Origin of the sequence: Comamonas sp. 23, assembly GCF_049601575.1 — a bacterium.
GTDB classification, from domain to species: Bacteria; Pseudomonadota; Gammaproteobacteria; order Burkholderiales; family Burkholderiaceae_C; genus Comamonas; species Comamonas squillarum.
The window spans coordinates 4,533,145-4,552,792 of sequence record NZ_CP187127.1 but is presented as its reverse complement, the minus strand read 5'-3'; the positions used below and the strand labels follow the sequence as shown (position 1 = coordinate 4,552,792).

The 19,648-nt window shown below is 66.1% G+C and carries 17 protein-coding genes; 7 read left to right on the top strand and 10 right to left on the bottom strand.

What is annotated here, in order from left to right; all coding sequences use genetic code 11:
• The first annotated feature begins 12 nt into the window (after positions 1 to 12).
• Positions 13 to 1,284 carry a YeaH/YhbH family protein gene (locus ACPEE1_RS20535; protein WP_260718794.1) on the top strand — a complete coding sequence of 424 codons (1,272 nt, stop codon included), beginning with the start codon at positions 13 to 15 and terminating at the stop codon, positions 1,282 to 1,284.
• A complete protein-coding gene (locus ACPEE1_RS20530; RefSeq protein ID WP_182344879.1) occupies positions 1,281 to 2,909 on the top strand; it encodes a SpoVR family protein in 1,629 nt (542 codons plus the stop codon). The genes ACPEE1_RS20535 and ACPEE1_RS20530 overlap by 4 nt, the downstream gene beginning before the upstream one ends.
• A gap of 32 nt (positions 2,910 to 2,941) precedes the next feature.
• Here the strand turns inward: ACPEE1_RS20530 and ACPEE1_RS20525 are convergent, their stop codons facing one another.
• Together ACPEE1_RS20525 and ACPEE1_RS20520 are read right to left on the bottom strand one after the other, a co-directional pair.
• Positions 2,942 to 4,213 carry a multifunctional CCA addition/repair protein gene (locus tag ACPEE1_RS20525; protein WP_423934707.1) on the bottom strand — a complete coding sequence of 424 codons (1,272 nt, stop codon included), beginning with the start codon at positions 4,211 to 4,213 and terminating at the stop codon, positions 2,942 to 2,944.
• Between the two features lie 9 nt (positions 4,214 to 4,222).
• Complete coding sequence (locus tag ACPEE1_RS20520; protein ID WP_116926644.1) at positions 4,223 to 5,089, bottom strand: MurR/RpiR family transcriptional regulator; 867 nt, start codon at positions 5,087 to 5,089, stop codon at positions 4,223 to 4,225.
• A 163-nt stretch (positions 5,090 to 5,252) separates the two neighbouring features.
• Between ACPEE1_RS20520 and ACPEE1_RS20515 the strand changes: the two genes are divergently transcribed.
• A complete protein-coding gene (locus ACPEE1_RS20515; protein ID WP_165841213.1) occupies positions 5,253 to 6,140 on the top strand; it encodes an amino acid ABC transporter substrate-binding protein in 888 nt (295 codons plus the stop codon).
• 91 nt (positions 6,141 to 6,231) lie between these two features.
• On the opposite strand, the gene ACPEE1_RS20510 is transcribed toward ACPEE1_RS20515, so the two are convergent.
• Together ACPEE1_RS20510 and uraD are read right to left on the bottom strand one after the other, a co-directional pair.
• Positions 6,232 to 7,209, bottom strand: a complete 978-nt coding sequence (locus ACPEE1_RS20510; protein WP_182344881.1) for a Bug family tripartite tricarboxylate transporter substrate binding protein — start codon at positions 7,207 to 7,209, stop codon at positions 6,232 to 6,234.
• A 19-nt stretch (positions 7,210 to 7,228) separates the two neighbouring features.
• On the bottom strand, positions 7,229 to 7,774 hold the full coding sequence (uraD, locus tag ACPEE1_RS20505) for a 2-oxo-4-hydroxy-4-carboxy-5-ureidoimidazoline decarboxylase (protein ID WP_260718795.1): 546 nt from the start codon (positions 7,772 to 7,774) through the stop codon (positions 7,229 to 7,231).
• Between the two features lie 102 nt (positions 7,775 to 7,876).
• Here uraD and ACPEE1_RS20500 point away from each other — a divergent pair, with 102 nt between their 5' ends.
• On the top strand, positions 7,877 to 8,818 hold the full coding sequence (locus ACPEE1_RS20500; protein WP_423934705.1) for a LysR family transcriptional regulator: 942 nt from the start codon (positions 7,877 to 7,879) through the stop codon (positions 8,816 to 8,818).
• Positions 8,819 to 8,945: 127 nt separating this feature from the next.
• Entirely contained in the window at positions 8,946 to 9,992 is a 1,047-nt protein-coding gene (locus ACPEE1_RS20495; protein WP_260718796.1) for a hypothetical protein, read from the top strand.
• Between the two features lie 76 nt (positions 9,993 to 10,068).
• On the opposite strand, the gene ACPEE1_RS20490 is transcribed toward ACPEE1_RS20495, so the two are convergent.
• Both ACPEE1_RS20490 and ACPEE1_RS20485 read right to left on the bottom strand, forming a co-directional pair.
• Positions 10,069 to 10,752, bottom strand: coding sequence for a glutathione S-transferase family protein (locus ACPEE1_RS20490; RefSeq protein WP_182344884.1), 684 nt, complete (start codon positions 10,750 to 10,752; stop codon positions 10,069 to 10,071).
• Between the two features lie 78 nt (positions 10,753 to 10,830).
• Positions 10,831 to 11,412, bottom strand: a complete 582-nt coding sequence (locus tag ACPEE1_RS20485) for a 5-formyltetrahydrofolate cyclo-ligase (RefSeq protein ID WP_021028751.1) — start codon at positions 11,410 to 11,412, stop codon at positions 10,831 to 10,833.
• A 248-nt stretch (positions 11,413 to 11,660) separates the two neighbouring features.
• Here ACPEE1_RS20485 and ACPEE1_RS20480 point away from each other — a divergent pair, with 248 nt between their 5' ends.
• Positions 11,661 to 13,721 carry a transglycosylase SLT domain-containing protein gene (locus ACPEE1_RS20480; RefSeq protein ID WP_423934703.1) on the top strand — a complete coding sequence of 687 codons (2,061 nt, stop codon included), beginning with the start codon at positions 11,661 to 11,663 and terminating at the stop codon, positions 13,719 to 13,721.
• Positions 13,722 to 13,747: 26 nt separating this feature from the next.
• Here the strand turns inward: ACPEE1_RS20480 and ACPEE1_RS20475 are convergent, their stop codons facing one another.
• The 4 genes from ACPEE1_RS20475 to eat all read right to left on the bottom strand — a co-directional run bounded on the left by ACPEE1_RS20475 (position 13,748) and on the right by eat (position 18,436).
• The gene (locus ACPEE1_RS20475; protein ID WP_116926637.1) at positions 13,748 to 14,671 is read right to left on the bottom strand and encodes an MBL fold metallo-hydrolase; all 924 of its coding nucleotides are present in this window, start codon (positions 14,669 to 14,671) and stop codon (positions 13,748 to 13,750) included.
• A gap of 70 nt (positions 14,672 to 14,741) precedes the next feature.
• Positions 14,742 to 15,602 carry an ethanolamine ammonia-lyase subunit EutC gene (eutC, locus tag ACPEE1_RS20470; protein ID WP_423934701.1) on the bottom strand — a complete coding sequence of 287 codons (861 nt, stop codon included), beginning with the start codon at positions 15,600 to 15,602 and terminating at the stop codon, positions 14,742 to 14,744.
• A gap of 8 nt (positions 15,603 to 15,610) precedes the next feature.
• Entirely contained in the window at positions 15,611 to 17,014 is a 1,404-nt protein-coding gene (locus ACPEE1_RS20465; RefSeq protein ID WP_182344887.1) for an ethanolamine ammonia-lyase subunit EutB, read from the bottom strand.
• Positions 17,015 to 17,029: 15 nt separating this feature from the next.
• Entirely contained in the window at positions 17,030 to 18,436 is a 1,407-nt protein-coding gene (eat, locus tag ACPEE1_RS20460; protein WP_116926634.1) for an ethanolamine permease, read from the bottom strand.
• 157 nt (positions 18,437 to 18,593) lie between these two features.
• Between eat and ACPEE1_RS20455 the strand changes: the two genes are divergently transcribed.
• Positions 18,594 to 19,640: a helix-turn-helix domain-containing protein gene (locus ACPEE1_RS20455; protein ID WP_423934699.1), complete on the top strand. Its 1,047-nt coding sequence runs from the start codon at positions 18,594 to 18,596 to the stop codon at positions 19,638 to 19,640.
• Positions 19,641 to 19,648: the final 8 nt, after the last annotated feature.

Sequence of the window (19,648 nt, the reverse complement as noted above, 5' to 3'; positions counted from 1 at the left end):
ATGGGGGCATAGATGGCATTGCAAATCATCGACCGCAGGCTCGCCGGCAAGAACAAGTCGGTGGGCAACCGCGAGCGCTTTGTGCGCCGCTACAAGACGCAGATTGCCGAGGCGGTGCGCCGCGCGGTGGCCAAGCGCGATATCCGCCACATCGAGCAGGCCGAGAACATCACCATTCCGCGCAAGGACATCCAGGAGCCCGTCTTCCACCATGGGCAAGGGGGCGTGCGCGACACCGTACACCCGGGCAATACCGAGCATGTGCGGGGCGACCGCATTGCGCGGCCCCAGGGTGGTTCGGGCGGGGGCGGAGGCTCGCAGGCCAGTGACAGCGGCGAGGGTGAGGACGACTTCACCTTCACGTTGACCAAGGAAGAGTTCATGGAGCTGTTCTTTGAAGACCTGGCGCTGCCGCGCCTGTTGCGCACCCACATCGCCAGCACCTTGCAGTACAAGACGCGCCGCGCCGGTTACAGCCACGACGGCACGCCACACAATCTGGCCGTGCTGCGCACCATGCGCGGCGCGCTGGGCCGGCGCATTGCGCTGACCAAGGCGCCGCACCGTGAGCTCAAGGCGCTGGAAGACGCGCTGGCAGAGCTCATGGCGCAGGATGACGGCACCAGCGAAGCAGTGGCCGAGCTGCAGCAGCGCATCGCCGTGCTGCAGGCGCGCATGGGCAAGGTGGCCTTTCTCGATCCGCTGGACCTGCGCTTTCGCAGCCGCACCAAGGTGCCCGAGCCCAGCAGCCAGGCGGTGATGTTCTGCGTGATGGATGTCTCGGGCTCGATGGACCAGTCGCGCAAGGACCTGGCCAAGCGCTTTTTCATCCTGCTGTACCTGTTTCTCACGCGCCACTACGAGAAGATCGAGATCGTCTTCATCCGCCACCACACCCAGGCGGCCGAGGTGGGCGAGGATGAGTTCTTCCATTCCACCGAAAGCGGTGGCACCGTGGTGAGCAGCGCGCTGGTGCTGCTCGACCAGGTCATCCGCGCACGCTACCCGGCAGCCGACTGGAACATCTACGTGGCCCAGGCGAGCGATGGCGACAACTTTGGCGACGACGGCGGCAACTGCCGCAGCCTGCTCGCTGACAAGATCCTGCCGCTGGCGCGCTACTTTGCCTATGTGCAGGTGGCACCGGACGAGCAAAGCCTCTGGCAGGAATACAGCCAGCTGTTGCCGCTGTTCTCGCATTTCGCGATGCGCAAGGTGGCCGAGCCCGGGGATATCTACCCGGTGTTCCGCGATCTGTTCAAGAAGGAGGGGGTACCGGTATGAACCCGTCGCAATACCCCGTGCTGGCACGGCGCAAAGGCTCTCCGCATTGGAAAGTGCCCTTCTCCGGTGACCGTTCCCAGCGCGACGTGCCCGCCACGCCCCGGCCTGCTGGCCAGCGCCCGAACCAGCCCTTGCCCGACCCCAGCGACTGGACCTTCGAGCTGATCGAGCGCTACCACGCCGCCATTGCCGCGACGGCCGAGCGCTACGGACTGGACACCTACCCCAACCAGCTCGAGGTGATATCGGCCGAGCAGATGATGGACGCCTATGCCAGCGTCGGCATGCCCGTGGGCTACCGGCACTGGAGCTATGGCAAGGAGTTTCTGGCCACCGAGCGCCGCTACCGCCGCGGCCACATGGGCCTGGCCTACGAGATCGTCATCAACTCCAACCCCTGCATCAGCTACCTGATGGAGGAGAACACCACCGCGATGCAGGCGCTGGTGATTGCCCATGCGGCCTACGGGCACAACAGCTTTTTCAAAGGCAATTACCTGTTTGGCATGTGGACCGATGCGGGCAGCATCATCGATTACCTGGTCTATGCCCGCGACTTCATCTCCCAGTGCGAAGAGAAGCACGGTATCGATACCGTGGAGCAGTGGCTCGATTCCTGCCACGCGCTGGCCAACCTGGGGGTGGACCGATACCGCCGCCCGTCCAAGAAGACGCTGGCGCGCGAGCGCGCCGAGCGCGAGCAGCGCGAGGCCTATGCCCAGCAGCAGGTCAACGAGCTGTGGCGCACCCTGCCGGCGCGCCCCGACAAGAACAGTCCGGCCCAGCACCATGAGCGCTTTCCCAAGGAGCCCGAAGAGAACCTGCTGTACTTCATCGAGAAGAACGCGCCGCTGCTGGAGCCCTGGCAGCGCGAGGTGGTGCGCATTGTGCGCAAGATTGCCCAGTACTTCTACCCGCAGCGCCAGACCCAGGTGATGAACGAGGGCTGGGCCACCTTCTGGCACTACACCCTGCTCAACACCTTGTACGACGAGGGCTGGCTCACCGACGGGGTAATGATTGAATGGCTGTCATCGCATACCAATGTCATCTACCAGCCGCCCGCCGGCCACCGTGCCTACAGCGGCATCAACCCCTATGCACTGGGCTTTGCGATGTACCGCGACATCCAGCGCATCTGCGAGCACCCCACTGACGAAGACCGGCGCTGGTTTCCCGATCTGGCCGGCACGCCCTGGCTGCCGGCGCTGCACCATGCGATGCAGAACTACAAGGACGAGAGCTTTATCGGCCAGTACCTGAGCCCCAAGCTGATGCGCGACATGCGCCTGTTCTCCATCCATGACGACGCCAGCGAGCGCGAGCTGCTGGTCAGCGCCATCCACAACGAAGACGGTTACCGCAACCTGCGCCAGACCCTGTCACAGCAGTACGACCTGGGCGCGCGCGAGCCCAATATCCAGGTCTGGAACGTGAACCTGCGCGGCGACCGCTGCCTGACCTTGCGCCACACCCAGTACCAGGGCCGCCCGCTGTCCGACGATGTGCAGGAGGTGCTCAAGCACGCCGCGCGCCTCTGGGGCTTTGGCGTGCAGCTCGAAAGTGTGAACGGCGATGGCACGGTGCCGGTGTTGCTGCATTCGGTGGCGGCGCCGCCAGCTTGACTTGGCGGTGCCTGACCCGGCGCCGCAGCTGCTCAAGGCTGCCCGGTAGCAGGGCCTGCGGCGGCGTCGGCTGCCACCATCTGTGCCACCGCCTGGCAGCGCGCATCATGCACCATCGCGCCAATCTCGGCACCTTGGCGGCCGCTGCGGGCGGCGCGTTCTGCCACCTCCTTGGTGCTGACGGCCTGCGCGGCGGCCAGTAGGCGCAGCAGCTGCGCGCGTTGCGGGTAGGGCTTGTCTTGCAGGCCCAGCCGCCCCTGCGCATCGCACTGGCAGGCCAGCAGCGCCTGGCCAAAGCGTTCGGGTTTGCGAAAGGCGTCGCAGCGCTCGAGCAGGCGCACGACGGCAGCGGGCGCAATGCCCGGGCTGCGGTGGATATTGCCGTGTTCGGCGGCCACCACCAACGCCAGCTCGGCGCAGTCGCTGGGCACGCGCAGGCGCTGCTGCAGCTTGCGGGCCAGCTCCACACTGCGCTCCTCATGGCCGATATGGCGGGGCAGCACATCGGCCGGGGTCGTGCCCTTGCCCAGGTCATGCGCCAGGCAGGCCCAGCGCACGGGCAGCGCGGCGTCCAGCTCGGCGGCGCGGTCCAGCACCATCATCACGTGGATGCCGGTATCCACCTCGGGGTGGTAGTCGGCGCGCTGGGGCACGCCCCAGAGGCAGTCCAGCTCGGGCAGCAGGCGGGCGAGGGCGCCGCAGTCGCGCAGCACCTCGAACATGCGTGAGGGCCGGGCCTCCATCAGGCCGCGTGCCAGTTCCTGCCAGACGCGCTCGGGCACCAGCGCATCGACCTCGCCATCGGCGACCATCTGGCGCATCAGCGCAACCGTTTCCGGCGCGACGGAAAAATCCTGGAAGCGCGCCGCAAAGCGCGCCAGGCGCAGGATGCGCACCGGGTCTTCGCGGAAGGCGTCGGTCACATGGCGCAGCACCCGGGCCTGCAGATCGGCCTGGCCGCCATAGGGGTCGGTCACCGGGTCGCTGCCATTCCAGTTCACTGGCGCGGCCATGGCATTGATGGTCAGGTCACGCCGGGCCAAGTCCTGCTCCAGCGTCACATCGGGCGAGGTGGCGATGCTGAAACCCCGGTAGCCCCGGCCGGACTTGCGCTCGGTGCGGGCCAGCGCATATTCCTCATGCGTGCGCGGGTGCAGAAACACCGGGAAATCCTTGCCGACCGGCACAAAGCCCTGGGCCAGCATGGCCTCGGGCGTGGCACCCACCACCACCCAGTCGTGGTCATTCACCGGCAAACCCAAGAGGCGGTCCCGCACTGCGCCGCCGACCATGTAAGTTTTCATCGTGCGAGTTTACTTGCGTACCGGCTGCACATAGATGCCGCTGTCGTGCAGTTCGCCTTCGGCCGACTCGATGCGGGCCACCGCCTGCGGGCCAGCGCGGCTGACCAGCACTTCCAGCAGCGACTCGGACAGTGCCTGGGCGGCGGTGACCGAGGGGAAGAAGGACGGGCTGTTGACGGCAAACAGCAGGGTTTCATCGGCCGCCAGCGACAGGGGCGAGGCCAGGCTGTCGGTCAAGGCCAGCACCTTGCAGCCGCGCGCGCGGGCCAGCTCCACCGCATGCACGGTTTCCTGCGAGTAGGGGGCAAAGCTGATGGCGACCAGTGCATCGCCCGCATCGATGGCGCGCAGCTGCATCTCGCGCACGCCGCCCATGCCTTCGAGCAGGTGCACCGAGCGGCGGAACAAACGATAGACATAGACCAGCGAGAAGGCCACCGGAAAGCAGGCGCGCATGCCCATCACATGCACCTGGTCGGCCGTCTCCAGCAGCTGGGCGGCGGCGGTCAGGCGCGCTGCGCTGTGCTGCTCGGTCAGGTCCAGGTTGCTGCGCTGCATCGCAAACATCTCGGCGGTGAGCTGCTGGTCCTGCGCGCGGCCCAGCAGGCTGCGGGCGCGCTCGCCGTATGCGTTGGCCACTTCTCCGGTCAGGCCCATGTCGGCGGTCAGCGCCTGCTTGAACGGGTTCCAGCCCTCAAAACCACAGGTCTGGGCAAAGCGCACCAAGGTGGTGGGGGGCACCTGGGCATGCTGGCCCACGCTGCGCATCGATTGCGTCACCACCTCATTGGGGTGGTCGAGCACATAGCGCGCCACTTGCTGCAGCGACGGGCTCAGGGAGGCAAAGCGGTCTCGCAATTGGTCGATTACGCCCATGGCGGCGGGTCTTTCTTCAGATTGAGGGAAATCACGGGTAGCCATTGTGCGGCATGGATCATATGATCCGAAAAAAATAAAAAAGGAGCAAAAGTTCTAAAACGCCGCAAGGCATTGGCCGGTACCGACGGGGTGCCAGAGGATCATGGATATGCAAGGAAAAATGGATGTGAAGCGTGCGGTGGCTCTGGCTGCCCTGGTGTGTGCCTCTGCGGGCGCGATGGCGCAAAGCAGCAGCACGCTGGACAAGATCAAGAGCTCGGGCGCCATCACGCTGGGTTACCGCGAGGCCTCGTTCGGCTTCTCCTACCTGGACGCCAACCTCAAGCCGATCGGCTACAGCATCGATATCTGCGCGCATATTCTGGACGCGATCAAAGCCAAGCTGCAGTTGCCGGAGCTGAAGGTGAACTACCAGGCGGTCACCTCGGCCAACCGCATTCCGCTGGTGCAAAACGGCACCGTCGATCTGGAATGCGGCTCGACCACCAACCTGGTGGAGCGCCAAAAGCAGGTGGCCTTCTCGCCGGACATCTTCCGCTACAACGTGCGCATGCTGGTCAAGAAGAGCTCGGGCATCAAGGGCATTGCCGATCTGCAGGGCAAGTCGGTCGCCACCACCACCGGCACCACCTCGTTCCGCCTGCTGCGCCAGGCCGACCGGGCCAGCAAGCTCGACATCACCAATGTGCCGGGCAAGGACCACACCGAGTCCTTCCTGCTGGTGCAGGGCGACAAGGCCGCCGCCTTTGTACTGGACGACATCCTGCTGGCCGGCCAGATCGCCAACGCGCGTGACCCGCAGAACTACGAGATCGTTGGCGAGAGCCTGCGCACCGAGAACCAGGCGCTGATGCTGCGCAATGACGACCCGGCCTTCAAGCAGCTGGTGGACGAGACCGTCTCGGGCCTGATGCAATCGGGCGAGATGGAAAAGCTCTACCAGCGCTGGTTCATGTCACCGATTGCGCCCAAGGGCATCAATATCAACTACCCGCTGAACGCCGAAACGCGCGATGCCTTTGCCAACCCCTCGTCCAAAGGGATCTGAGCGCCGATTGCGCACAGCCCGCTGAACACCGGCAGCCAGGCAGCCACGCCGCAAAGTGACCAGGACCAGGGGCCAGCCCCTGGTCTTTGCTTTATTGCGGCACCAGGCCGGCGGCCTTGACCAGCTGCGCATGCAGGCTGATCTCCTGCGCAATGGTTTGCTGGAACTGCTCCGGCGTGGTGGGCGCCACTTCCATGCCCACGTCCTGCAGCTGCTGCCGGATGTCGTCGCGCAGCAAGATGGCCTGCACCTGGCGGTTGAGCGCATCGACGATGGGGCGCGGTGTGCGCGCCGGGGCCAGCAGGCCGATCCAGGTCTGCATCACCATGTCGGGGATACCGGCCTCGGCCATGGTCGGCACCTCGGCAATCAAGGGTGAGCGCTTGTCGCTCATCAGCGCCAGCGCGCTGAGCTTGCCGGACTTGAGGTGGGGCAGGGCCTCGGGCAGCGGCGCAAACAGCAGGTCCACATTGCCGCCCAGCATGTCGTTGATGGCGAGGGCACCGCCTTTGTAGGGCACATGCGTCATCTGCAGATGGCCCCGGGTCTCGAACATCAACGCTGCCAGGTGCTGGGGACTGCCTTCGCCCGAGCTGGCATAGGTCACGAGGGTCGGCTGGGCCTTGGCGGCGGCCAGCACGGCCGCGGCGTTGGGGAATTTCTTGCGGTCCTTGACCACTAGCACCATGGCCTGGTTGGCGAGCTTGGTGATGGGCGCAAAGTCGGCCTGCGGGTCATAGGGCAGGTCCTTGAAGATGCTTTTGTTGGTGGTCAAAAAGGACGCGGGCGAGGCCATCAAGGTGTAGCCATCGGGGCTGGCCTTGGCGACCACCGGCAGGCCAATGCGGCCGGAGGCGCCGGCGCGGTTGTCGACGATGAACGGCTGGCCGGTGCTGGCCTGCAGCTGCTGGCCCACCAGGCGCGCAATCATGTCCACACCGCCCCCCGCGGGCAGGGCCACCATCACTTTGACCGGGTGGTTGGGGTAGCTGGCGGTCTGCGCCTGGGCACTGAAGGCCAGGAGACCCAGCGCGGCGGCCAGGCTGAAAAAGCAGTGACGACGATGCATGATGAACACTCCTGAAAAATCAATGGCTGGGGGCCGGGGCGGGATCGCTGGCCTGCAGGTAGCGCGCCAGCCGCAGGCGGCTGATGGCGGCAATCTCGTTCAGCGCCAGTCGCAGCTCCATCGGCCGCGTGTGGCCCAGGCGCTGCTCGAACACAAGCAAGGCCGATGCCAGGCTGTGCTGGCGGATGCAGAGAATGAAGGGAAAGCCAAAGCGTTCGCGGTAGGCGCGGTTGAGGTCATCCCAGCGCTGGGCCTCGGCCGCCTGCAGCTGGCCCAGGCCCAGGCTGGCCTGCTCGTCGGTGGATGCGGCATTCATCGCCCCCTGCCGGGCCAGCGCGCCACCCAGCTCCGGGTGGCCGGCGTAAAAACGGATGCGCGCCGGTTCATCAAGCCCGGCGACTACGGCCAGCATGGCGCTGTGCAGGGCATCGGCGCTGGCAAAGGGGCGCAGCGCCACGGTCTGCGCCGCCACCCAGGGCGCATGCTCCCAGATGTCGGCCAGGGCCGCGCAGAAGTCGTCAGGGCTGCAATGGTTGAGGTGGTCGAGGCGTTGGGCAGGCGTCATGCAGGCCATGCTAGGCCTGCAGACCATTGCCGTCCATCATAGGTTTGGCAATGCTGCATACGAAAAATTAGTACAATCGCCGCATTCCGGAGGTCCCACCCGATGCGCCATTCGCTTGTCCCTACCGCTTTGCGCTATGCCGACCAGGTGGCCCGCTCGGGCTCGATCCAGAAAGCCGCGCGCGAGCTGCATGTGGCCGCATCGGCGATCAACCGCCAGATTCTGGCGCTGGAAGAAGAGCTGGGCGTGCCGCTGTTCGAGCGCATGCCCAGGGGCATGCGGCTGACGGCCTCGGGCGATGCGCTGATCACGATGGCCCGGCGTTGGCGCCAGGATGAGACCCGCATGGTGGCCGAGGTGCGGCGCATCCAGGGCATCCACCAGGGCCATGTGTCGCTGGTCGCGATGGACAGCCATGCCACCGGCGTGTTGCCCGCGCTGATCGAGGCACTCAATGCCCAGCACCCCCTGGTCAGCCTGTCGGTAGAGCTGAGCACCCCCGACGATGCCGAGACGGCGCTGATGACCGGCAAGGCCGACCTGGCCGCCATCTTCAACCTGGCGCCGCGCCGTGAGCTGCTGGTGCTGTGGCAAGCCCAGCTGCCGCTGGGCTGCGTTGTGGCGCCGGGCCATGCGCTGGCCGGTCGCAAGAGCGTCAGTTTCCAGGAGGCGACCGCCTATCCGATCGCACTGCAAAGCCGCGCCATCACCATCCGCCGCCTGCTGGAGGCGCAGTTCAGCTGGCTGTTTAAGGATGCGCGCGGCTTTGTCGAGAGCAATTCGCTGCAGCTGGTCAAACAGCTGGCGCTGGGCGGGCAGCGCCTGATCTTTACCTCGCAGCTCGATGTGGCCCCTGAGCTGGCGGCCGGTACGCTGGAGTTCATCCCCATCCGCGACCAGGGCGCCGAGCCCCAGAGCATCAGCGTGGCCGTCGATGCCACGCGCCCGCCAGGCCCGGTGGTCAAGCTGGTGGCCCAGCAGCTGAGCCAGGCTCTGCAGGCCAGCCTGGACCGGGCCCGCCAGCCAATTCCAGGCTTGGCCTGACGTCGGGCGAAGGCTGCGTAGCGGCCGCCCACAGCTTCCCAGCGCTTTGCACCAGCCGCACTTCCTCGCTATGCTGCTCGGTTGGCCCGATGGGCTGATTCGAAATAATACAAAGAGGGAGGGATTTATGTGGACAACCATGGGCGTGGTATTGGTGACCATCGCATTGACGTTTGTCGGTCTGTTTGTGCTGCTCAAGTTCGGCATTCGCTGGTATTTTTCGCGCATGCTTGGGCATGTGCAGGCGCTGGGTAGTGCGCAGCAAGGCGTGGCGGCTCGCATCACGATGCAGTTGGACAAGCTGCAGTTCAGCGACCCGCAGGTGCGCCGGGTGATGCAGGAGTTCAAGGCGCTGGGCTATGCATCGGCCGGGCGCTACACGATTGACGAAATGCCCGGTGTCAAGATCTGGGCGGGCACGCATTCGCAAAACGGCAGTCTGGCCCTGGTGCTGGAGCTGGCGGACCGCTACTTCTCCGCAGATGTGGTCCGTTTTTATGACAATGGTGCAGCGCTGGGCGCGGGCACCAACCCGGTGTTCCATGCCGAGCACTACCCCAGCCATGTGCAGTACCGCCAATTTCCACGCGATACGGCCATGCAGGACCTGGCCCAGTGGCTGGAGGCGCGGCCCTTGCAGTCTGCGGTGGTGGCGGCCACGCCCAGGAATCTGCGCCAGCTCAATGCGCGCATGTACGCGGAGATGATGGACTTTCAGCTGTCGCAGCCCATGCCCAGCCTGGAGGCCTGGAAGCGCATGGCTTTGCAGGATGCCGCCGCCTTGGGAAGTGCCCTGCCGACCTTGACCGAGCCGCAATGGCAGGCCGCCTACGATGCGCAAAGGCAGAGCCAGCAGACGGCCACCGAAGACGCCCTGCAGGACCATGTGCTGCGCAGCGGGCAGGTGTCTGCCGCGCAGTGGCAGGCGATGGCGCATGAGCTGGTCTATGTGCATGCGCTCCTCGGCGCAGAAGAGGTCGCAGAGCGCGCACTGCGGCGCAGCGCCTGGACGGCGGATGCGCCCCAGGTCGAAGCGCTGCTGCGCCAGAACCTGGCGCATGCCGAGCTGTTTGAAGCGATCCAGGGCCTGCTGCCCGAGGACGAGCGCTTTGTCTACCTGATCAGCATCGATGCGCCGCTGGATGCGCGGGTGTACCGGCCGCAAGCGCTCTGATTGCGAGGCGGCAGATGCCCGTGCTCTGGCACACCAAGGTGCCCGAAGCTGCGGACAGGTCGACGAAGCTTAGCGCTTAACGCTCTGCGCGGTAGGGCTCGTCCACTGCGACAAAGTCCTGCTCGGCCAGCGCCGCATCGATCCAGGCTTTGACGCCGGGCAACTGGTGCACGCGCTCGATATAGGCGGCGATCTCGCCAGGGATGGGCAGCTGGTAGGTCTTGAGGCGCGAGCACACCGGCGCGTAGTAGGCATCGGCAATGCTGAACTGGTCAAACAGCATGGGCCCGCCATGCTGGGCCAGCAGGTGGCTCCACATGCTGCACAGGCGCTCGACATTCTTGCGCACAGCGGCGTTGTCGCGCCAGACGATGCGGCCCACCTCGGCCAGGTCGGCCTCGATGTTCATCGGGCAGGCACTGCGCAGGGCGGTGAAGCCGCCATGCATCTCGGCGCAGATGCTGCGGGCGCTGGCGCGGGCTGCCTTGTCCTTGGGCCACAGCTGCTTGTCAGGGAATTGCTCCGCCGCATATTCGGCAATCGCCAGGCTGTCCCAGACGCTGATGTCGCCATCGCGCAGCAGCGGCACCGTGCCGGTGGGGCTGATGGCGGTCATCGTGCGCTTGAACTCGGACTGGCTGTCGAAACCGTCGAAGCGGACAAACTTCTCTTCAAAAGGAATGCCCGCCTGGCGCAGCAGCACCCAGGCGCGCATGGACCAGGATGAATAATTTTTGTTGCCGATATAAAGCTGCAGCATGATCTCAACCGATTGATGAATGAAGGTATCGGGTCATTAATACCGTCTGCACGCGCCCCAAAATGGGCTCGCCAGCGGCTACGAATCGCCCAGGGGCCAGACCACGCCATTGTCATTGAGGATGGCGTCGAGCGGCAGGTCATGCGCTTCGGGCTCGAAATCATCGACAAAGCCATTCGTAAAGCCCAGGCCGACGGTGAAGGGGCGCGGCTCCAGCGCGGCCAGGGTGCGGTCATAAAAACCGCCGCCGTAACCCAGGCGGTAGCCGCCCGGACCATAGCCCACGCAGGGCACAAACAGCAAGGTGGGCACGACCAGCTCGGTATTTTGCGGCTTGGGGATGTCGTAGGCATCCATCTCCATCGGGCAGCCGGGGTACCAGGCGTGGAAGCTCAAGGTCTTGTGCTGCTTGTTCACCACCGGCAGCGCAATGCGGCGCAGCTTGGGCTCGTCCATCAGCGCACCGTCTTCCTTCCAGCGGTGCAGCGCTGGCAGCGGGTCGAACTCGCCCTTGATCGGCCAGTAGGCGCCGATCACCGCATCCTGGCGCTCCATCAGCCAAAAACGCAGGACTTGCTGGAGCTGTTCGGCGCGCTCCAGACGATCGGGCATATGCAGACGCTGTTCAATGAGCGCTTGGCGCACGGCTTTTTTATCCATTGCAAATATCCCTACAGAAACACGCTGGGTCAACCATTCTGACAGCCAAAAGTGACGCTCCCAGCAAATTGGGTACGGTGAAAACCAGGTACCTTTTTTACATATTGGGGCTGTTTCGGTAAGGGCATGTAAGAGGAAGCCTGGTATTGCAGCCTTTGGGACCGCGGGCACGCTGGGCGATGTGTATGATTTTAGGGATCACCTGGGCGCCGCTCTATAGCGCCGCTGTCTCACAACCTGGATCGGCTATGCCTTGGAATGTTTTCACCCCCTTGATGGCGGCCTTGTTGGCCTGTAGCGCGCTGCCGCTGGCCGCCCAGACGATTTTGCAGGGCGCAACGGCCGCGCCCGCCTCGGTGCAGACGCCCGTGCAGCTGCAGTCCAGCCCCTCGGTCAGCAGCGGCATGGTCAACGACGATGTGATCGTTGACATGCAGCAGGCCTTTCGCAAGCGCGAGAAAAGCAAACTCACCCAGCTGCTGCCCGGCGCGCGCGGCCATGTGCTCGAGCCCTGGGCGGCGTACTGGGAGCTGCGCGCGCGCCTGAGCGAGGCCACGCAGGACGAAGTGCAGGCCTTTTTGACTCGCTGGGCCGGTACCTACCAGGAAGACCGGCTGCGCAACGACTGGCTGCGCCTCCTGGGCCAGCGCCGCGACTGGAGCAATTTCGATGCGATGTACCCGGCATTCCGCATGGGCGACGACCGCGAGCTGCGCTGCTACGCGGCGGTGATCGATCTGGCCAAGGGCGGCGAGCGCGAACCGCTGGCCAGCACGGTCAAGAGCAACTGGTATGCGCAGCGCGACTCGGAAGACGGCTGCAACCTGGCGGCCTCGGAGCTGTTCTCGGCCGGTGGCCTGCAGGCCGACGATATCTGGCGCAGAGCGCGCCAGACCATGGAAGCGGGGCGCCCGCGTGCCGCCCGCGCTGCGGTGGAGGTGGTGGCCCCGATGCAGCTGCCCGCCTTTGCGACCATGCTGCAGTCGCCCAGCAAGTTTTTGACGGCCCAGGCCAAGACGTCCTCCAAGGAGCAGCAGGAGCTGGCCACCTTGGCGCTGATCAAGATCGCCGCAGACAACCCCGATGGCGCCGCCACCTTGATGGAAGGCCGTTGGAACGAGCTGCTGACCCAGCCGCGCCGCGACTGGGTCTGGGGCGTCATCGGCAAGACGCAGGCCACGCGCCTGTCACCCGATGCGATGGCCAGCTTTGCCAAGGTGAGCAAGGACTCCCACCTGAGTGACGACCTGCTGGCCTGGAAGACGCGCGCGGCACTGCGCGCCGGCCAGTGGCAGCAGGTGCGCAAGAGCATCGAGGCGATGAGCGCCGAGGAGCGCGAAGACCCGACCTGGATGTACTGGCAGGCCAAGGCCTTGCAGGCGGGCCGCATCAGCGAGGCGCAGACTCAGCAGTCGCGCCAGTTGCTGCAAAAGATTGCCGGCACACAGGGCTTTTATGAGCAGCTGGCGCAGGAGGAGCTGGGCCAGCCCATCGTCATCCCGTCGCAGCCGGTGGCCATCGACGAGCAGGCGCGCCAGGCGGTGCGCAGCAGTGCGGGCCTGGCACGTGCGCTCTATGCGATCCAGCTGGGGCTGCGCAGCGAAGGGGTGCGCGAGTGGAACTACATGACCAACCTGCACCAGCGCGGCGGCATGGACGATGCCCAGCTGCTGGCCGCGGCCGAGCTGGCCTGCCAGCGCCAGATCTGGGACCGCTGCATCAACACCAGCGAGCGCACCAAGACCGTGGTCGATGTGGGCCAGCGCTACCCTATGCCGTTCAAGGATGCGGTGGTGAACCGCTCGCGCGAGATTGGCCTGGACCCTGCGTATGTCTATGGTCTGATCCGCCAGGAAAGCCGCTTCATCATGGATGCGCGCTCGGGCGTCGGCGCCTCGGGCCTGATGCAGATCATGCCGGCCACCGCCCGCTGGACCGCCCGCAAGATCGGCATGACCGATTTCACACCGGCCAGCATCAATGACCGCGACACCAACATCACCCTGGGCACCGCCTACCTCAAACTCGCGCTGGATGATTTTGACGGCTCGATGGCGCTGGCGGCTGCCGGCTACAACGCCGGCCCCGGCCGGCCGCGCAACTGGCGCAATGGCCCGGTGCTGGACGGCGCCATCTGGGCCGAGAACGTACCCTTTGCCGAGACGCGCGACTATGTCAAAAAGGTGCTCTCCAACACCACCAGCTATGCAGCCATTCTGACCGGTCAGCCCCAGTCGCTGCGCGCACGCCTGGGCTCGGTGGGGCCCAAGCCCGAGGGCGAGCCGGATCTTTCCAAAGAGCTGCCCTGATCGGGCGGATGGTGACGTAAGCGCGCTTACTGGTTAACCAGCAGCGCGCCCTCACGCCGCGCGGCGCCCGAGCGCTCCAGGTCGGCCACCAACGATGCATGCCACTGCGCCAGGTCCTGGCCTGCAAAGTAGCGCTGGTGCAGCAAGCCGTAGTAGGGCGTGGCGGCCAGCCAGGCCTGCACTTGCACCAAGGGCAGCTGCTGCCATTCCAGCAGCTTGTACTTGAGCAGTACCTTGGCGGCATAGAGCGCATGGCGCTCGGGGCTTTGCACAAAGCGCTCCAGCCGCTGGCGGGCGGTGTGCAAGGCACTTCCCACATCGCTGAACGCACTGCCGTGGCCGGGCAGCACCAGGCGCGGCTGCAGGCGCTCGATCACATCCAGGGTGGCGGCCACCTCGTCAAAGGCCGCCGTGCCTTCGATCTCCGGAAAGACCACGCCAAAGCCGCTTTCCCAGAGCGCGTCGGCCGAGATCAGGATGCCGGAGGCGGGCTCAAACAGAATCACCGAATGCGGGTCATGGCCGGGCGCGGCATGGATCTGCCAAGGCTGCTCACCGAGCGTGATCTCTGTGCCCGGCTGCAGCAGCTCGTCCATCTGAAAGCGCGGGCAGTCCTGGCCGGTGGGGCGGTAGCTCAGCTGGTTCTCGTCCCAATCGGTGACCGCCTGCGCATGGCCGGGCGCAATGCTGGTGCGGGCCTGGGGCCAGCGCCGCTGCAAAGCGGCATTGCCGCCGCAGTGGTCGCTGTGCAAATGGGTGTTGACGATGCGCTGCAGCGGCGCGCCTTGCAGGCTGGCCTCGATGAGGCCCACGGTCTGCGCGGCATGGCTGCAGTAGCCGGTATCGACCACCGCCGTGGTGCCGCGCACAAACACCGTGTTGTTGGCCGACAGCCAGCCGCGCTCGATGAACTGGAGATCGGCGGGCAGCGAAGCGGTGGAGGCGGACATGGTGGCGCAGGCGAAGGGGCAAGACCGCCAGCCTAGCAGACGCGGCATGTCTGGCGCTGGCACCCAGGTGTCAGCGGGGCGTTTGCGGGCCGCTGCTGCCCAGCATGAAGGCCTGGCGGGCCTCTTGGGGCGCGGCCAGCGTGTCGGATTCGTCCTTGAGCTGCACGCCCGAGAGCTTGCGCTGGCGCGCCTGCTGCATCAGGTAGTGCAGCTTGTGGACGGCCTGCGCATAGCTCAGCCCCTGCTCGCGCACATTCGAGATGCAGTTGCGCGACTCATCGGTCATGCCCGGGCGGGGCTGCCAGGTCATGTACAGGCCCATGCTGTCCGGGGAGCTCAGGCCCGGGCGCTCACCAATCAGCACCACCACCAGCGAGGCGCCCAGTGCCGCACCAATCTCGTCGCCCAGCGCCACCCGGGCATGGCGCACCACAGTGATCGGGCCGACGCGCCACTGCTCGGCCAGCGCCGGCAGCATCTGGCGCAGAAAAGGCAAGGCATTGCGCTCGATGGCCAACGAGGACAGGCCATCGGCGACGACAAACACCACATCGGCCTGGGCAGGGGGCAGGCCCTGGAGCAGAGCCCGCGACTCGGCGCTCAGGCGCCGGCCCAGATCCGGGCGCTGCAGGTAGGTGGGGCGGTCTTGGGCGGCGCTGTGCAGGCGCAGCACCGGCTGGGTGTGCAGCGCTTGTAGTTCGCCCGCGAGCGGGTCCATGTCAAGCTCGGTATGCACGGCCATGCGTGCCTGGGCATGGGCGAGGGCAAAGTCCAGGTGCGCGCGCGTGGGCAGGCTGGTGCCGGCGCGGCCCAACGCAATGCGGGCGCTGGTGAACTGGCGCAGGCGCTCCCAGGGGTTGGGGGTGACGGCGGCGCTCGCGGGCTCGGCTGGGTCGGGCAGGGCGGCTGGAGCAGAAGGGCGTGGGGACATGGGGAGCTTCAGTTGAGCTGGGCCAGCGCTTGCGAGAAAGGCGCGGGCAGGTCAGTGGCCAGGCGCAGGCCCGGGCCCGGGCCCGAGCCTGCGGCCTGGGCAATGCCCATGGTCTGCAGCCAGGCCTCGAACTCCGGCGTGGGCCGCAGGCCCAGGGTCTTGCGCAGGTAGAGCGCATCGTGGAAGGACGTGGTCTGGTAGTTCAGCATGATGTCGTCCGAGCCCGGAATGCCCATGATGAAATTGATGCCAGCCACGCCAAACAAGGTCAGCAGCACATCCATGTCGTTCTGGTCGGCCTGCGCATGGTTGGTGTAGCAGATGTCGCAGCCCATCGGCAGGCCCAGCAGCTTGCCGCAGAAATGGTCTTCGAGCCCGGCGCGGATGATCTGCTTGCCGTCGTAGAGGTACTCGGGGCCGATAAAGCCGACCACGGTGTTGACCAGCAGTGGCTCGAACTTGCGCGCCACCGCATAGGCGCGCGCCTCGCAGGTCTGCTGGTCCAATCCATGGTGGGCGCCGGCCGACAGCGCGCTGCCCTGGCCGGTCTCAAAGTACATGGCGTTGTTGCCGATGCTGCCGCGAGAGAGGCTCTGCGCCGCGTCATAGCCCTCTTGCAGCAGGGCCAGGTCCAGGCCAAAACTGCGGTTGGCAGCCTCGGTGCCGGCGATGGACTGGAACACCAGGTCCACCGGCACGCCCCGGCCAATGGCCTCGATGCTGGTGGTCACATGGGTGAGCACGCAGGACTGGGTGGGGATCTGGTACTGCTGGATCACCTCGTCGAGCATGAAGAGCAAGGTGCTGACGGCGGCGATGCTGTCGCTGGCCGGGTTGATGCCGATGACCGCGTCGCCATTGCCGTACATCAGGCCGTCGAGCAGGCTGGCAGCAATGCCCGAAGGGTCGTCGGTGGGGTGGTTGGGCTGCAGCCGGGTGGACATGCGGCCGGGCAGGCCGATGGTGTTGCGAAAGCGGGTGATGACGCGGCATTTCTGCGCGATCAAAATCAGGTCCTGGTTGCGGCAGAGCTTGGAGGTGGCAGCTACCATCTCCGGGGTCAGGCCGGGCGCCAGCGCGCGCAAGCTCGCCTCGTTGGCGGCATCGGACAGCAGCCAGTCGCGAAAGCCGCCCACCGTCAGGTGCGCCACCGGCGCAAAGGCGGCACGGTCATGGCTGTCGATGATCAGGCGGGTGACCTCGTCGCTCTCATAGGGCACCAGCGCCTCTTGCAGAAAGTGGGCGAGCGGCAGATCGGCCAGCGCCATCTGTGCGGCAACGCGCTCGGTGTCATGGCGGGCCGCAACGCCGGCCAGTTGGTCGCCCGAGCGGGCCGGTGTGGCCTTGGCCATCAGCTCGCGCAAGGAGGCAAACAGATGGCGCTCGGCGCCAACGGTATGGGAATAGGGCATGGTCGCAGCGCCTCCTCAAGGGGTTGTCTCGCCGGGGGCGTCGGCCACCAGGTGGTGGCGGCTGTACAGCGCAAAGTAGGCCACGAAGACAGCGTAAACGATGACCGCGCCGATGAGAACCCGGGGGTCCACCAGAAAGCCGGCCACTACCGCGATGCAGGCCAGCACCAGCGCGATGCCCGAGGTGAAGACGCCGCCCGGCGTGCGGTAGGCGCGCGGCAGGTTCGGCTCCTTGATGCGCAGCCAGATGTGCGAGGCCATCATCATCACGTAGGAGATCGTGGCGCCAAACACGGCGACCAGGATCAGCAGATCGCCCTGGCCGGTCAGCGACAGCGCAAAGCCGATCGCGCCGGGCACCAGCAGCGCGAGGTAGGGGGTCTTGCGCTGCGTGGTCAACGACAGGCCCCGGGGCAGGTAGCCGGCGCGCGACATCGCAAACACCAGGCGCGAGTAGCCATAGATGATCGAGAAGAAGCTGGCAATGAGGCCGGCCAGGCCGACAAAGTTCACAAAGCGGCTGATCCAGGTGGGGCCACCCAGCACCTTGCTGGATTCGAGCGCCTCGACCAGCGGGTTGCCCGAGTTCATCAAGGCCGCAGCCCCCGCGCCGCCTGGCGCCAGCACCAGGATCAGGCCGCAGAACAGCACCAGCACGGCGATGGCGCCAATCAGGCCGCGCGGCAGATCGCGGCGTGGGTCCTGCGCTTCTTCGGCGGCCAAGGGCACGCCTTCTACCGCGAGAAAGAACCAGATGCCATAGGGGATGCAGGCCCAGATACCGATGTAGCCAAAGGGCAGAAAGCTGCTGGCGCCCCAGGCGTCGGTAGGCGCAATGTCGAACAGGTTGCTGAGCTGGAAATGCGGCACCATCGCGACGATGAAGACCACGAGCGCAACGACTGCCAGCGCGGTGACGGCAAAGATGAGGCGCAGGGCTTCACCCGCGCCATAGATGTGGATGCCCAGAAACACGGCATAAAAGCCCAGGTAGACCATCCAGCCATCGATGCCGAACAGCGACTGGCAGTAGGCGCCGATAAAGGTGGCAATCGCCGCCGGTGCAATCGCGTATTCCATCAGGATGGCGACGCCACATAAAAAACCGCCCCAGGGCCCAAAGGCGCGCCGGGCAAAGCCATAGCCGCCGCCGGCCGTGGGCGCGATGGTGGCGAGTTCAGCGAGCGCAAAGCACATGCAGGTGTACATCGTCGCCATCAGCGCCGAGGCGACCAGCAGACCGCCCCAGCCACCAGTCTTGAGGCCGAAGTTCCAGCCGGCATAGTCGCCCGAGATGACATAGGCCACGCCCAGGCCGACCAGCAGCAGCCAGCCGGCGGCACCGCGCTTGAGCTGGCGCTGTTCGAAATAGTTGCTTGGGTGCGCGGCGCTGGCGCCTGCGGGATTGGGGTGATGGGCCATGGCCTGCCTTGTTGTCTGTGGTGTCCCCGATGGTGGCAAGAATGGCGCGCACGCTCTATCCGATTTCGGCAAATCTGGCTAAGGGGAAGGCTGGGTTGACCTTGGTGCGCTTTTTGCATGACCATGCCTGTATGCCTAGCCACGCCATTGCGCCGCCATGTCCCTGAGCGCCCCTTGTCCATCGCCCGCGCTGAGCAGCTCCCGTGCTGAGCGCGGCGCAGCGGCGCGCGGCCCAGCGGTGCGCGGCCCAGCGGTGCGCGGCCCGGCTGCGCAGGTGGCGCAGACCTGTGATGTCGATGAGCAGGCGGCCTTGCTGCAGGGCTGGAACCAGCGCTATGAGCAGCTGTCGGCCGGCAGCTTTGAGGGCCGGGTGACCAGCCTGCACCTGGGGCCTATCCAGGCCTGGCGCGAGTTCTCCAGCCAGGCGCTGCACCAGACCGGTGCCTTGCGCGCCGGGCAATTGGCCATCGGCCTGCCCAGCAGCATTCCGGGCAACACCATGTTCTGCAACCGCTCCTGCAGCGAGGGGCATGCGATTGTGTTCTCGGGCGATGGCCCGTTCGAGTTTGTCTCGCCCGGCGGCCTGGAGATCATCGATTTTGTCGTGGACCGGGGCAGCCTGGACCCCTATCTGACGGCCAGCGAACGCGAGCAGCTGCAGGCCCAGCTGGCGCAGCCGCATCTGCGGCCAGTCTCGGCCCATGAGCGCTGGCGCCTGCCGATTCTGCTGTCCGACATGCAGCAGTGCCTGGCCGATACCACGCCAGACACCCTGCCGCCCCAGCAGCTCGACGAGATGGCCAGCGATGTGCTTGCCGCCATTGCTGCGGTGCTGCGCGACGGCGTGGGAAGCGAGGCCGATGAGCAGCTGTCCTACCAGCGGCGCGCGCATATCGTCAGCATGGCGCGGGAGCGGGTGGTGGCGACGGGCGCCGATGGCTCATTGACGGTCGAAGACCTGTGCCAGGCGCTGGCGGTGAGCCGTCGCGCCTTGCAGTACTCGTTCCAGGAAGTGCTGGGCATCTCGCCGCAAAGCTATCTGCGCGCCGTGCGCCTCAATGGTGCACGCCGCGCGATCAAGCAGGGCAGCAGCGTCTCGGACGCCGCGCTGGCCTGGGGCTTCTGGCACTTTGGCCGCTTTGCGCAGGAGTACAAGGCTTTGTTTGCCGAGCTGCCCTCCCATACCTGCAAGCGCTACCGCTGAGCGCTGCG

Excerpts from the sequence above, each read along its gene's own strand:
- ACPEE1_RS20535 (WP_260718794.1), top strand. The coding sequence starts at position 13 with ATGGCATTGCAAATCATCGACCGCAGGCTCGCCGGCAAGAACAAGTCG.
- ACPEE1_RS20530 (WP_182344879.1), top strand. The coding sequence starts at position 1,281 with ATGAACCCGTCGCAATACCCCGTGCTGGCACGGCGCAAAGGCTCTCCG.
- ACPEE1_RS20525 (WP_423934707.1), bottom strand. The coding sequence starts at position 4,213 with ATGAAAACTTACATGGTCGGCGGCGCAGTGCGGGACCGCCTCTTGGGT.
- ACPEE1_RS20520 (WP_116926644.1), bottom strand. The coding sequence starts at position 5,089 with ATGGGCGTAATCGACCAATTGCGAGACCGCTTTGCCTCCCTGAGCCCG.
- ACPEE1_RS20515 (WP_165841213.1), top strand. The coding sequence starts at position 5,253 with ATGGATGTGAAGCGTGCGGTGGCTCTGGCTGCCCTGGTGTGTGCCTCT.
- ACPEE1_RS20510 (WP_182344881.1), bottom strand. The coding sequence starts at position 7,209 with ATGCATCGTCGTCACTGCTTTTTCAGCCTGGCCGCCGCGCTGGGTCTC.
- uraD (WP_260718795.1), bottom strand. The coding sequence starts at position 7,774 with ATGACGCCTGCCCAACGCCTCGACCACCTCAACCATTGCAGCCCTGAC.
- ACPEE1_RS20500 (WP_423934705.1), top strand. The coding sequence starts at position 7,877 with ATGCGCCATTCGCTTGTCCCTACCGCTTTGCGCTATGCCGACCAGGTG.
- ACPEE1_RS20495 (WP_260718796.1), top strand. The coding sequence starts at position 8,946 with ATGTGGACAACCATGGGCGTGGTATTGGTGACCATCGCATTGACGTTT.
- ACPEE1_RS20490 (WP_182344884.1), bottom strand. The coding sequence starts at position 10,752 with ATGCTGCAGCTTTATATCGGCAACAAAAATTATTCATCCTGGTCCATG.
- ACPEE1_RS20485 (WP_021028751.1), bottom strand. The coding sequence starts at position 11,412 with ATGGATAAAAAAGCCGTGCGCCAAGCGCTCATTGAACAGCGTCTGCAT.
- ACPEE1_RS20480 (WP_423934703.1), top strand. The coding sequence starts at position 11,661 with ATGCCTTGGAATGTTTTCACCCCCTTGATGGCGGCCTTGTTGGCCTGT.
- ACPEE1_RS20475 (WP_116926637.1), bottom strand. The coding sequence starts at position 14,671 with ATGTCCGCCTCCACCGCTTCGCTGCCCGCCGATCTCCAGTTCATCGAG.
- eutC (WP_423934701.1), bottom strand. The coding sequence starts at position 15,602 with ATGTCCCCACGCCCTTCTGCTCCAGCCGCCCTGCCCGACCCAGCCGAG.
- ACPEE1_RS20465 (WP_182344887.1), bottom strand. The coding sequence starts at position 17,014 with ATGCCCTATTCCCATACCGTTGGCGCCGAGCGCCATCTGTTTGCCTCC.
- eat (WP_116926634.1), bottom strand. The coding sequence starts at position 18,436 with ATGGCCCATCACCCCAATCCCGCAGGCGCCAGCGCCGCGCACCCAAGC.
- ACPEE1_RS20455 (WP_423934699.1), top strand. The coding sequence starts at position 18,594 with ATGTCCCTGAGCGCCCCTTGTCCATCGCCCGCGCTGAGCAGCTCCCGT.